The 12,861-nt window shown below is 68.6% G+C and carries 12 protein-coding genes; 11 read left to right on the top strand and 1 reads right to left on the bottom strand.

Features of this window, described 5'->3' with window-relative positions:
* Window positions 1-23 precede the first annotated feature (23 nt).
* From DAI20_RS12595 to DAI20_RS12550, 10 genes are all read left to right on the top strand, one after another.
* On the top strand, window positions 24-1,412 hold the full coding sequence (locus DAI20_RS12595; RefSeq protein ID WP_108251312.1) for an MFS transporter: 1,389 nt from the start codon (window positions 24-26) through the stop codon (window positions 1,410-1,412).
* A gap of 48 nt (window positions 1,413-1,460) precedes the next feature.
* Window positions 1,461-2,702, top strand: coding sequence for a D-mannonate dehydratase ManD (gene manD, locus DAI20_RS12590; protein WP_108251310.1), 1,242 nt, complete (start codon window positions 1,461-1,463; stop codon window positions 2,700-2,702).
* Complete coding sequence (locus DAI20_RS12585) at window positions 2,692-3,342, top strand: bifunctional 4-hydroxy-2-oxoglutarate aldolase/2-dehydro-3-deoxy-phosphogluconate aldolase (RefSeq protein ID WP_108251308.1); 651 nt, start codon at window positions 2,692-2,694, stop codon at window positions 3,340-3,342. The genes manD and DAI20_RS12585 overlap by 11 nt, the downstream gene beginning before the upstream one ends.
* Entirely contained in the window at window positions 3,339-4,295 is a 957-nt protein-coding gene (locus DAI20_RS12580; RefSeq protein ID WP_108251306.1) for a sugar kinase, read from the top strand. The genes DAI20_RS12585 and DAI20_RS12580 overlap by 4 nt, the downstream gene beginning before the upstream one ends.
* A gap of 425 nt (window positions 4,296-4,720) precedes the next feature.
* Window positions 4,721-5,620, top strand: coding sequence for an ABC transporter substrate-binding protein (locus DAI20_RS12575; protein WP_159085030.1), 900 nt, complete (start codon window positions 4,721-4,723; stop codon window positions 5,618-5,620).
* A complete protein-coding gene (locus tag DAI20_RS12570) occupies window positions 5,620-6,627 on the top strand; it encodes an amino acid ABC transporter permease (protein ID WP_108251302.1) in 1,008 nt (335 codons plus the stop codon). The genes DAI20_RS12575 and DAI20_RS12570 overlap by 1 nt, the downstream gene beginning before the upstream one ends.
* Window positions 6,628-6,682: 55 nt before the next feature.
* The gene (locus DAI20_RS12565) at window positions 6,683-7,519 is read left to right on the top strand and encodes an amino acid ABC transporter ATP-binding protein (RefSeq protein ID WP_108251301.1); all 837 of its coding nucleotides are present in this window, start codon (window positions 6,683-6,685) and stop codon (window positions 7,517-7,519) included.
* Window positions 7,516-8,667: an NAD(P)/FAD-dependent oxidoreductase gene (locus tag DAI20_RS12560; RefSeq protein WP_108251299.1), complete on the top strand. Its 1,152-nt coding sequence runs from the start codon at window positions 7,516-7,518 to the stop codon at window positions 8,665-8,667. The genes DAI20_RS12565 and DAI20_RS12560 overlap by 4 nt, the downstream gene beginning before the upstream one ends.
* A gap of 58 nt (window positions 8,668-8,725) precedes the next feature.
* Complete coding sequence (locus tag DAI20_RS12555) at window positions 8,726-9,610, top strand: NAD(P)-dependent oxidoreductase (RefSeq protein ID WP_108251297.1); 885 nt, start codon at window positions 8,726-8,728, stop codon at window positions 9,608-9,610.
* Between the two features lie 22 nt (window positions 9,611-9,632).
* Entirely contained in the window at window positions 9,633-10,376 is a 744-nt protein-coding gene (locus DAI20_RS12550) for a helix-turn-helix transcriptional regulator (protein ID WP_205781439.1), read from the top strand.
* 102 nt (window positions 10,377-10,478) lie between these two features.
* On the opposite strand, the gene DAI20_RS12545 is transcribed toward DAI20_RS12550, so the two are convergent.
* Entirely contained in the window at window positions 10,479-11,882 is a 1,404-nt protein-coding gene (locus DAI20_RS12545) for an aminotransferase-like domain-containing protein (RefSeq protein ID WP_108251295.1), read from the bottom strand.
* Between DAI20_RS12545 and DAI20_RS12540 the strand changes: the two genes are divergently transcribed.
* Window positions 11,881-12,828, top strand: coding sequence for a DMT family transporter (locus DAI20_RS12540; RefSeq protein WP_108251293.1), 948 nt, complete (start codon window positions 11,881-11,883; stop codon window positions 12,826-12,828). The genes DAI20_RS12545 and DAI20_RS12540 overlap by 2 nt on opposite strands.
* Window positions 12,829-12,861 lie beyond the last annotated feature (33 nt).

The following is a 12,861-nucleotide window of genomic DNA, read 5'->3' as shown; positions in this document are numbered from 1 at the left end:
ACCCCGGTCCGAAGGAGTACCCCATGTCACAGACTCAGGCGACGCTGGTCGCCGATCCCACATCCAAGCGCTCGGTGCGCGATCTCGTTCGCGCGGCGATCTCCGGCTGGCTCGGCACGGCTCTGGAGTTCATGGACTACCAGCTGTACTCGTTGGCCGCCGCACTCGTCTTCGCCGAGATCTTCTTCTCGGACGAGGACCCGGCGATGGCGGTCGTCGCGGCCATGGCCACCTACGGCGTCGGCTACGTCGCCCGCCCGGTGGGCGCGTTCTTCTTCGCTCGACTGGGCGACAAGACCGGACGCACGAAGGTCCTCTTCTACACGATCCTGCTGATGGGGCTGGCGACGACGCTGATCGGCGTGCTCCCCACCTACGGGCAGGTGGGCATCCTCGCCCCGATCCTCCTCGTCCTGCTGCGCATCGCGCAGGGCTTCGGCGCGGGCGCGGAGATCTCCGGCGCCGGCGTGATGCTCGCGGAGTACGCGCCGGCGCGGCGACGCGGCATCATCGCCTCCCTCGTCGCACTCGGCACGAACTGCGGCACGCTGCTGGCGTCCGGGCTGTGGGCGGTGCTCCTGCTGGTGTACAGCGAGCAGGAGGTCATCGACTGGGCGTGGCGCATCCCCTTCCTCGGCAGCGCCGTCATCATGCTCTTCGCCGTGTGGGTGCGGTTCAACCTCAAGGAGAGCCCCGTCTTCGAGGAGCGCGAGGACGTCGTGGACGGTCGTGCGCTCTCGAAGAAGGAGACGATCCAGCTCGCCACCGAGACCGGCAACATGCACGCGATCGAGGCCATCAACCGCAAGCCCATCAAGGCGTTCGCCATCGCGCTGATGCTGCGATTCGGTCAGGCCGGTAACTCCGGCATGATCCAGACCTACCTGATCAGCTACATCACGGTCGTCCTCCTGCTGGACCGCACGATCGGCGTGAACGCGGTGATCGTCTCCTCGCTCGTCGCGTTCATCACCGTGCCGCTGTCGGGTCTGCTCGGCGACCGTTTCGGCCGCAAGCGCATGTACATGGTGTGGGCGATCGTCGCCCTGATCGTGATCGTGCCGACGATCCTCATGATCAGCAGCAAGGACACCACGCAGGTGTTCATCGGATACGTCATCCTGCACAACCTCGCCGTGATGAGCTTCGCGTCGCTCGAGAACCTCACCCTGCCGGAGCTCTTCGGCTCGAGGAACCGCTACACCTACACCGCGATGGCCCGCGAGATCGCGGCGATCGTCGCCACCGGTGCCGGTCCGGTTATCGCCGCCGCGTGGGTGTCCGCCGTCACCGGATCGTTCATCCCGATCATCGTGATGCTCATGATCTTCACGCTGAGCACCCTCATCGCGTCGATCTGGATGCCGGAGGTCGCCGGCCGTGACCTCACCGACCCGCGCGACGCGATCTGACCCCCCTGCTTCCCTGCACCCCTGCACCAGGCCGAAAGGACGCCCCATTTGAGCATCGAACGCGCCGACGTCGTGATCACCAGCCCCGGTAGGAACTTCGTGACCGTCAAGGTCACCACGAGCGACGGCATCGTCGGCTGGGGCGATGCCACGCTCAATGGCCGCGAGCTCGCCGTGGCGTCCTACCTCAGCGACCACGTCGCGTCCACCCTCATCGGACGCGACGAGGACCGCATCGAGGACACGTGGCAGTACCTCTACCGCGGGCCGTACTGGCGCCGCGGGCCGGTCACGATGGCGGCGATCGCCGCCGTCGACATGGCGCTGTGGGACATCAAGGCGAAGAAGGCGGGCGTGCCGCTATACCAGCTGCTGGGCGGGGCGAGCCGTTCCGGCATCCGCACGTACGCGCACGCCTCGGGCACCGACTATCAGGCGCTGGCCAACGCCATCACCGGGTACCGGGAGCTCGGCTTCACCGCCGTGCGGGTGCAGACGGGTGTTCCCGGCCTCGGCGAGATTTACGGCGTCTCCGCGACGGGGCCCGGGGTGCGATACGACTACGAGCCCGCCAAGCGTGCGGCCGACGGGCTGGCGGCGACCGCACCGACGGAGGAGTCCTGGGACACGCAGGCGTACCTCACGCACATGCCCTCGGTCTTCGAGAAAATCCGCGAGGACTTCGGCTCGGAGCTTCGCGTGCTCCATGACGGGCATCACAGGATGTCGCCGATCGAGGCGGCACGCTTCGCGAAGGACATCGAGCCGTACAACCTGTTCTGGCTCGAGGACTGCACGCCCGGCGAGGACCAAACCGCCCTTCGGCTCGTGCGTCAGCACTCCACGACGCCGCTCGCGATCGGCGAGGTGTTCAACTCCGTCTACGACTATCAGACGCTGATCACGGAACGGCTGATCGACTACGTGCGATCCGCGGTCACCCACACGGGCGGCATCACGGCGATGAAGAAGCTCCTCGACTTCGCCGGGATCTACGGCATCAAGTCGGGCATCCACGGCCCGACCGACATCTCCCCCATCGGGATGGCCGCCGCGCTGCACCTGGACCTTGCGATCCACAACTTCGGGATTCAGGAGTACATGCCGCACAACGAGAAGACGCTGGAGGTGTTCCGCACCACCTTCACTTTCGACGAGGGCTTCCTCCACCCCGGGGAGCAGCCGGGCCTGGGCGTGGAGCTCGACGAGGAGGCCGCGGCCGCGTTCGAGTACACGAAGGCGTACCTCCCGGTGAACCGCCTCACCGACGGGACCGTCCATGACTGGTGAGTTCTCGGCGTCAACGGCGTCAACCTCGTCAACGGCGTCGCTGTTCGATCATCGGGTCGTGCCCCTGGCCTCGGTGGCTGATCCCGCGCACGTGGACGCGATCGGCGACGGCCTCGTCACCGGGGGTCTGCCGGTCGTCGAGGTTGCCCTGCGCGGCGAGCACGGGCTGGCGGCCGTGCAACGCCTCGCGGAACGCGGCGATCTGCTCGTCGGGGCGGGCACGGTGCTTACCGTCGATCAGGCGCGGCACTCGCTTGACGCCGGCGCCTCCTTCATCGTCACGCCGGGACTCGACGCGGACGTGGTGCGCTTCGTGCAGGACGCCGGCGTGCCGATCGTCCCCGGGGTGCTCACGCCGACGGAGGTGCAGGCGGCGATCGGCCTCGGCCTGTCCAGGCTCAAGCTCTTCCCCGCGGGGGTCTTCGGCGGGCTTCGCCTGCTCTCCGCCTACGCCGACGTCTATCGCGACGTCCGCTTCATGCCGTCGGGCGGCATCCGCCAGGACAACCTCGCCGAGCACCTCGCGCACCCGGCGGTCTTCGCCGCAAGCGGCAGCTGGATCACCGCACTCGCCGCCCAGGGCGCCGATGCGGTGAGCGCGGCCGCCCGGGTGGCCGTGTCCGTGGCGACGGACCGATGACCGCGATCGACGTTCTCACGATCGGTGAGAGCCTGGGCCTGCTCGTGCCCGAGCAACCCGGCCGCCTCGCACACGTGCGGGGCGTAACGCTCGGCTTCGGGGGCGCGGAGAGCAACGTCGCCATCGGCGTCGCACGGCTCGGCGGGTCCGCCGCCTGGGTGAGCCGCGTCGGATCAGACGGACTCGGTTCCCTCATCGTGCGGGAGATCCGAGCGGAGGGCGTCGAGGTCCACGCCGCGGTCGACGAGGACGCGGCGACAGCGCTCATGATCAAGGAGCGGCCGCGGCCCGGCGTCTCCCGCGTCACCTACTACCGCTCCGCCCAGGCGGGGAGCAGACTCACCGCATCGGATGTCCCGCCAGGAGTCGTGGAGCGGGCACGGATCCTGCACGTCACGGGTATCTCGGCGGGACTCGGGAGCGGGCCGCTGGCGGCGATCCACTCCGCGATCGATCGAGCGAAGGCCGCGGGCGTGCGGGTGTCCTTCGACGTCAACCATCGCAGCGCGCTGTGGCGGGACGGGCGTGACGCGGCGGCCGCCTACCGAGCGCTCGCATCGCGGGCGGACATCGTATTCGCCGGCGACGACGAAGCGGCGATCCTCACCGGTGCAACGGATGCTCGCGACCAGCTCGACGCCATCCGCGCGCTCGGAGCCGAGACCGCCGTCATCAAGCTCGGCGCGAACGGAGCCATCGCGTCGCAGGGCGACCGCGTGGTCACCCGTGGGGCGAAGCCCGTCGAGGTCGTCGACACCGTGGGCGCGGGTGACGCGTTCGTCGCCGGTTGGCTGGCCGAAAGCGCCCTGTCGTCGCCTCTGGATCGATGCATCGACGTGGCGATCTCCTGCGGAGCCCTCGCCTGCACGGTCGATGGCGACTGGGAGGCAGCACCGTCCCGGAGCGATCTGGCTGCGTTCCACTCCTCGGCCGTAGACCCGGTCCAACGCTGACGCGCGGGGCGCTCCGCTCGTCGACGCGTTGACGAGCGGACCATCGATTCTGGCGGCGATATCGCCGCGTATCCGCAGATGTCCATGGTTCGCGGCGCGGGTCGAACGTGGCGGCGGACGCAGATGACCGCGGGGAACACGTGTCCAAGCACGAGAGCGAACTGACTTCGGCCTCGCCGAGGCCAGCGTCGCACCCTAAAGGACGACGACACGCCTATCGACCGTAAGAACGCGCAGAGCCGGTTCTACTGGTGGTGGCGGTCGAATAAGTCGATCTTGTTACATCTGTGTAAATCCGTCGCGTTATACGCCCTGCGGGTCGGTGTATTTCAACTGCGTGTGGCATCTTCGAGTCAATCGCTCGCTCGTTCTCGCTTCCGTTGAGATGTCGGGCCGGGCGCATCACTCGACCGAAGGGCATGCCCATGCGCATTCAGACCTCCCCCCGTCTCGCGGCCCTCACCGGTGCCGCCGTCGCCGTACTGGCGCTCACCAGTTGCACGGCGGCAGGCACCGGCGACGCGGCTGCGAGTGACACCGAGGTGGACTCCGCCATCTCGGCTCTCGTACCGGAGGACATCGCGGCCACCGGCAAGCTGCGCGTCGCTATGGACGGCGCGAATCCCCCCTTCGAATCGCTCTCGGAGGAGGACGGCACCACGTACGTCGGCCTCGACCCGGACCTTGCTCGCGAGATGGGCGCCCTCATGGGCCTCGAGGTCGAGTTCGTGCCCACCTCGTTCGATGGCATCATTCCCGGACTTCAGGCTGGCGCCGCCGACATCGCCATGAACTCGATCGGCGACACCAAGGAGCGCGAGGAGGTCGTGGACTTCGTGACCTACTATCACAACGGGAGTGTCGCGCTCGTGGCGAGCGGCAACCCGATGGACCTGACTGCTTCGGCGCTCTGCGGCGCGAAGGTCGGGGTTCTGCGCGGCTCGTTGCAGCAGAACACCATGCTGCCGGCGCAGGCGGAGACGTGCCAGGCAGACGGGAAGGAGGCCCCCGTCGAGTCCGCGTTCCAGCAGACGCCCGACTCACTGCTCGCCTTGCAGAGCGGTCAGGTGGACGCTGTGCTTGCCGACGTTCCCACCCTCGTCAACGCGAAGAACGCCAACCCGGCCTTCGAGATCGCCGGACCCGCATTCAAGAACCCCAACCCGGGCGGCGTCGCGTTGCCGAAGGACAGCGAACTGGTCGCGGCCGTTCACGCCGCGGTCACGAAGCTCATGGAGGACGGCACCTACGACGAGCTCATCGAGAAGTACGACCTCGGTGACATCGCGATCGAGGAGTCCGTGGTGAACGGCGCGGTGAGCTGATGACCGACACGCGTTCCCGACCGGCCGTCTCCGCGCACGTGCCCGCCCCCAGCTCCGCACCGGAAGCCGATGCCAGGGATATGAAGGTCGTGTCGGTCCGGCACTATGGGCGCTGGGCGGTCGCCGCGGTGATCGTGGTCGCCCTCGCCGCCTTCGTCGAGACGCTCTTCACGAACCCCAACTACCGCTGGGACGTCGTCGGCCGCTTCTTCTTTTCGCCCCGGATCCTCGACGGGCTACTGCACACGCTCGAGCTGACCGTCATCGCCATGGTCATCGGGATCGTGCTCGGCCTTGTCGTGGCGATCATGCGGCAGTCACCGAACCCGGTGCTCTCGGGCGCGGCCGGCCTCTACATCTGGTTCTTCCGTGGCACGCCCGTCTTCGTGCAGCTGCTGTTCTGGGGCTATATCGCTGCGCTCTACCCGACGGTCAGTCTGGGCATCCCTTTCACGGGGATCGACCTCGCCTCGGCGGACACGCGCACCCTGATGACTCCGTGGCTCGCGGCGGTGCTCGGCCTCAGTCTCAACGAGGGCGCATACATGGCGGAAATCGTCCGCGGCGGGTTGAATGCGGTCGATCAAGGACAGCGAGAGGCCGGTCAGGCGCTCGGCATGAGCAAGGCCCGCATCATGCGCCGCGTTGTGCTCCCACAGGCGATGCGCGTCATCCTGCCGCCCACCGGCAATAACGTCATCTCGATGCTCAAGACCACTTCCGTGGTCAGTGTGCTCGCGTTCCCGGAGCTGCTCTATTCGGCACAGCTCATCTACGCCGTCAACTACCTGACGATCCCGCTGCTGATCGTCGCGTCCATCTGGTACCTCATCGTCACCACCGTGTTGACGGCAGGGCAGTACCAGCTCGAACGGCACTTCGGCCAGGGCCATGCGCATGCCCCCGAGGAGCCCATGTGGCGTCGCCTTACGCGGATGCAGCGGCGGACGCCCGCACGCAGCACCGCCCCGATTCCTGCGTCCGAGAAGGAGGACACCCGTGCCTGAGTCCCGAACCGTTTCGTCGCCGCAGCCTGCCGCCGCGCGCGAGGCAGCCCGGCCCATGGTCGAGCTCCGCGCCGTACGCAAGTCGTTCGGTTCGACGGAAGTGCTGTCCGGCATCGACCTCGAGGTCGCGGAGAGTGAGGTGATGTGCCTCATCGGGCCGTCCGGCTCGGGCAAGTCCACGTTGCTGCGCTGCATCAATCACATCGAGCGCCTCACGAGCGGTCGGATCTACGTCGACGGTCAGATGATCGGCTATGACGAGCGCGGCGGACGCTTTCACGAGTTGCGCGAGCGTGACATCGCCCGCCAGCGCCGCGACATCGGAATGGTGTTCCAGGGCTTCAACCTGTTCCCGCACATGACGGTCGAGCAGAACATCATCGAGGGCCCCGTCGGGGTTCGCGGAGCGACACCGGCCGCGGCGAGGGAGGAGGCGCGTGCCCTACTGGAACGGGTGGGCCTTGCCGACAAGATCCACGCGTACCCGAACCAGCTGAGCGGCGGGCAGAAGCAACGCGTCGCCATTGCCCGGGCCCTCGCAATGCACCCGAAGGTGATGCTCTTCGACGAGCCGACCTCCGCCCTCGACCCCGAGCTCGTCGGCGAGGTGCTGGAGGTGATGCGCGACCTCGCCGCAAGCGGCATGACGATGATCGTCGTCACCCACGAGATCGCGTTCGCCCGGGAGGTCGCGGACCGGGTCGTGTTCATGGCCGACGGTGACATCGTCGAGCAGGGCACACCGCGGGACGTGCTCGTGACTCCCAGCCACCCGCGGACGCGGGCCTTCCTCCGCGGCGTGCTTGTGGAGGCGAACGGGCAGGACAGGGGTAGTTCCGGTCCCGCGGTCCCGACCCACGTCGACGGTATACACGAAGGAGCAATCTCATGAGAGCAGCAGTCATCGGTGCCGGAGTTGTGGGTCTCTCGGTCGCCGCGCACCTCGCGCAGCGCGGGGTCGACGTCGTCGTACTGGAGGCGGGTGGGGTCGGATCGGGCACCACGTCGACCTCATACGCCTGGGCCAACTCGAACGGCAAGGAACCGCGCCCGTACTTCGACCTCAACCTCGCGGGGCTCGGCGAGATGCACGCGCAGGGCACCGGATCGCAGTGGTTCGTGCCGTCGGGCCACCTCGAGTGGGCGGCCGACCCGGAGCACGCGAAGAGTCTGCAGGCGAGGGTCGCACGCCTGCAGGAGCGGGACTACCCGGCCGAGTGGATCACGGCCGCGCGAGCCCGAGAGATAAGCCCGGCGCTCCGCGTGCCGGACGACGCAGACACCATCGCGTACTTCCCTACGGAGGGGTACGTGCACGCGACGCTGCTCGCGGTCGAGCTGCAACGGAGGGCGCTCGCGCACGGCGCGACGATCCTGACCCGGACGCCGGTCATCGCGATCGACGACCGCGGCTCGGGCGCGACCGTGCACGCCACGGGGATCGACCCGATCGACGTGGACGTCGTCGTGAGCTGCGTGGGCCGCTGGACCGACGAGGTCAGCGGGCTCATGGGCACCCGCATACCGATGGTGCCGATGGACGTGGTGGGCGGCGCGGGGGTCGGCTTCCTCGCGACCACCGCGCCGGTCGCCGTCGACCATCCCGCGCTCCTCAGTACGACCGTCCTCAATGCGAGGCCGGCGGGGGGCGGGCGCTTCCTTCTTCAGTCGACCGTCCTCGACGCCACCGCCGATGCGTCCCGCTCATACGCGGTGGATGCTGAGGTCGCCCGTGAGCTCCGCGACCGCTTCGGGCGGCTCTTCCTCGGAGGCGAGGATGCGCGCATCGAGTCGTTCGTGGTGGGTCAGCGTGCCATGCCCGCCGATGGCCTTTCCGTGATCGGGCACCTGGACGCGGAGTCGCGCTATGTCGTGGCCACGCACAGCGGCGTCACGATGTCGCTCGCGCTTGGGAAGTGGGTAGCAGCCGAGGTGCTCGGCGAGCGTCTGCCCCAGCTCGACGCGTTCCGCCCGGAGCGTCTGCTCGACCCGCAATTGTCCTTCGCGGCGCCAGTGCCGCGGCTCCCGGGACAGCAATGATCAATACACCCCACGCTCGGATCACCGAATCCACGACACGGAAGTCGAGAACCACCGCATGACGAAGATCGCCCTGCTCGGAGTCGGCCGCATGGGCCACGAGCTCGCCGTCCACCTGCTCGCCGCCGGACACGACCTCACGGTCTGGAACCGCACGACCTCAGGAGCGGATCGAATCGTCGCCGCCGGCGCATCCCGCGCGGTCGCGCCCGCAGCGGCCGTTCACGGTGCAGAGGTCGTGATGACCGCGCTGTTCGGACCGGACGCCGTGCGCGAGGTGGTCCTCACGGGTCTCCCCATCCCTGAGGGAGCTGTGTGGCTCGATGTGACGACCGTCTCCCCCGCCGACGCAGACGAGTTCGCAGGCTGGGCACGGGGTGCGGGCGTCCGTTACGTGCACGGGCCGGTCGTGGGATCCCTGGCCCCGGCGCGAGCAGGTGCGCTCGGTGTCCTGCTCGGCGGCGCCCCCGCCGACGTGGCCGTGGTGGAGCCGCTAGCCGCATTGTGGGCGGATCCCGAGCGACTCCGCGTCGTGGATGCTGCGCGCACGGCCGCTTCCGGCAAGTTGCTTGCGAACCTCGCCCTCGGGGTCAGCCTGCAGGGACTTGTCGAGGCACTGCGCCTCGGGAATTCCGTCGGCCTGGACACCGACACCGTGCTCTCGATGCTCCAGGGCACGGGTTTCGGCTTCATCGCCGGGATGAAGGGCCCCATGATCCGCTCCCAGGACTTCGATGACACGCAGTTCTCCGTCGATCTGCTCGCCAAGGACGCGCGGCTCGTCCTCGCGTCGACGGGCGCATCCATGCCCGCGGTCTCCGCAACGCTCGAGACGCTCGACGCCGCGCGAGCGGCCGGCCGGGGAGACAGCGACATCTCGGTGGTGGTGGAACCCGAGCTGGCGGCGCCTACGCTGTCAGTGCCCGCGAAGACGTCGGCGTAGGACCTCGAGCAGGAGGAGACCCGTGAGCATCGACGAGGTTCAGCCTCAGACGAACGTCCCGACCATGCCGGCTGAGGGCTTTCACGTGCCGCGCACCGTCGACGGCCAGCGGCTTGTGCAGATCTTCCGGGCGCTGGTCGAGCCCATCGCGCGGGCCCTGCCGTCGTCCACCGAGGTGGTGCTGCACGATCTCAGCCTCGTCCCCAACTCCATAGTCGCGATCAGCGGGAACGTCACGGGCCGCGCGGTCGGCGACCCGCCGACCGACGTGCTGCTGCGTCAGGTGAGCCAGGGCTTCGACGACTACAACCTGAACTACGAGTCGACCCTGCCGGACGGTCGGCGCATGCGGTCCTCAACCATGCTCATCCGCGACATCGACGGCAACCCGGCGGCCGCGCTGTGCATCCACACCGACCTGTCATCCTGGCTGGCGGTCGATCAGCTCGTGTCGCAAATGATTCGCGGGTCGGGCGAGGCGGAGTCAAGGCAGGCGCCGACAACGACGGCGGGTGAGGTCTTCCCCCGCGACGTTGACGAGCTTGCGGCGCACCTGATCCACGAGGCCATCGCCGACGCCGGTGTGCCGGTGGCGGCGATGAAGAAGAAGCACAAGCTCGCCGTGGTGGCGGAGCTGCAGGCGCGCGGTGTGTTCCTGCTGCGGGACGCGGTGGAAATGGTCGCGGAGTCGCTGAGCGTCTCCAAGTTCACCATCTACAACTACCTGAACGAGCTGTCCGCCGGCATGGGGAACCAGCAACCATGAGGAAGCGCTCGATCCGGGCCGCCGCCGGCTCTCCCGCTGTGCGGTTCTGAGCGGGAGACCCATCGAGTCCGAAAAACCTGCACCGGCCCCGGGTGTCGTAGCTCATTCCGAAAGCCGTGCGCCGAGGATGCGAGCCGCGTCGGCAAACGCGGCCGGATTCGGCCCTGAGTAGTTGAGACGGATGCGGGGTCCTTCCGGCTCGGCCGGGTACCACTCGTCGCCGGACGCGATGATCAGACCGTCGGCTTCGCAGTCGCGGACGAGTCGGCGAAGGTCGACCCCGTCCGGCAGTCTGACCCAGAGGTTCAACCCGCCGCGGGGAATCCCGTCGACGTGCGCGTCGGAGGCGTGCTCTCGCAGGCTGGACACCAGCAGATCACGTCGGGCGCGGAGACTGTGCCGGAGGTGACGCAGGTGTGTGCCCCACCCGGGCTGTGTCACCACGTCGAGGGCGGCCCTCTGCAGGACGCCGCTGACGTACATGCTCTCGGCCGCCCTGTCGTTGCGTATCCGCTCACGGGCCGGGCCGCGTGCGATGATTCCGGCGACCCGGATAGAGGGAGAAACGCTCTTGGTCAGGGATCGGAGGTAGACAACGTGGCCGTGTGCGTCCTGGGCCGCGAGCGGGGTGGCGTCGGTGTCGATACCGAAGTCGTGTGCCCAGTCGTCCTCGATGAGGAACGCCGACCGGGCCCGGACGATCTCGAGTATCTCCCCCGCCGCCTCCCGGGACCACTGCGCCCCGGTGGGATTGGCGAAGTTGGGCTGGGCGTAGAAGGCACGGGCGCCCGTCTCGTCGAATGCGCGCGCGACGTCGCGAGGATCCGGTCCCTGCCTGCCGCTGGGTACAGGGACCACGTCCGCGCCCGCTTGTGCGGCCGCGGAGATCGCTCCCCAGTACGTCGGCGACTCCAGAAGCACGGGCTGCCTGGGACCGACCAGCGCACGGAACACGGAGCTGAGGCCGCTCTGGCTGCCGGGAAGGACCGTCACGTCACTGGCGGCCGGCGGCGTCAGACCGGACGGCGTCGCGTCCGCCAGCTCGGAGGCGAACCACGCCTGCAGCTCGGGCAGCCCCGAGACCGGCGGCCGCGCGAAGGCTGCGTCGCTGCGCGCGGCGCGCGTGAGGGCTGACCGCACCAGTCGCTCCGGAAGCAGCTCGCGGTCCGGATAGCCGGCATGCAGGGCGATGTGATCGTTCGATACCGTTCGCATAGTCGCCGAGACGTCAATCGCTGCGGCCATGGGGGTCCGAAGCGCAGCGGTCTGCCAGCCGTAGTCGGCGGGCCGGGCCGTGCGGGTGATCCGCACGAACGTTCCGGTGCCGGGACGGCTCTCGATGAGGCCCCGCCGGGTGAGCTCACGGAGCGCCTTCTGCACGGTGACCGGGCTCGCGCCATACCGGGCGACGAGAGCACGGGTCGAGGGCAGGCGGGCACCCGGATCGGAGGTGCTGATCAACACCGTCAGGTCCTGAACGATCCTGGTGCTGCTATCGTGTTCCATGACAGGCAACAGTAGCGCTACTACCCGCGTCACCCCGGTGATACCGTCCCGCGCGGGTTTGTGGTGGGGCCTTCTCGGTGTCCTCGCCTTCTCCTTCACGGTGATCTTCACCCGCATTGCGGTCGGTGGCCTCTCGCCGCTGTTCATCGGTTCGGGACGTGCGGTCGCGGCCGCGTGTCTCGCTGCCGTGGCGCTGGCGGTGACCCGGCAGCGCTTCCCCCGCGGCGCCCAGTGCGGCCGCCTGGTGATCGTCGCCGGCGGCGTAGTCGTCGGATTCCCGCTGCTCACTTCATTCGCGTTGCAAACCGCGCCGGCCAGTCACGGCGCGGTCGTGATCGCGCTCCTGCCCGCCGCCACCGCCGTGATGGCCGTCCTTCGCGGCAGGGAACGACCGCCACTCGCCTTCTGGGTCACGGCCGTCATCGGGTCCATCGCCGCTGCTGTCTTCGGGTCGATCCAGGGCGGCGGAATCGCGGGTACCAGCTGGTCGGATCTCCTTCTCTTCGGAGCCGTGATCGCCGCGGCGGTCGGTTACGCCGAGGGTGGTCTGCTCGCCCGCGAGCTCGGCGCCTGGCAGACCGTCTCCTGGGCGCTCGTCCTCATCTCGCCGCTGATGATCCTGCTGACGATCATTGCCAGCACCCTCGAGCCGCCACGGGCCACGGCCGTGGAGTGGTCCGCGTTCGCGTACCTCGCCATCGTGAGCATGTTCCTGGGGTTCTTCGCCTGGTACAGGGGCTTGGCGATCGGCCCGATGGCACAGGTGAGTCAGGTGCAGCTCGCGCAGCCCGTGTTGAGCCTCGCCTGGGCAGCGCTCATCCTTCACGAGCACCTGACCTGGACAACCCTTGCTGGAGGCCTCGCCGTGATCCTCTGCGCCGGTGCAGCCGTCCGCACCCGTCTCAACGATCCCCGCACGCCCGTCACAGCCACCCAACCGGAGTGAGGCACGCGCGATTCAGTAGAGCGGACGGGAGTC

The organism is Planctomonas deserti (genome assembly GCF_003067705.1).
GTDB lineage: Bacteria > Actinomycetota > Actinomycetes > Actinomycetales > Microbacteriaceae > Planctomonas > Planctomonas deserti.
This window is presented reverse-complemented; position numbering and strand designations above follow the sequence as displayed.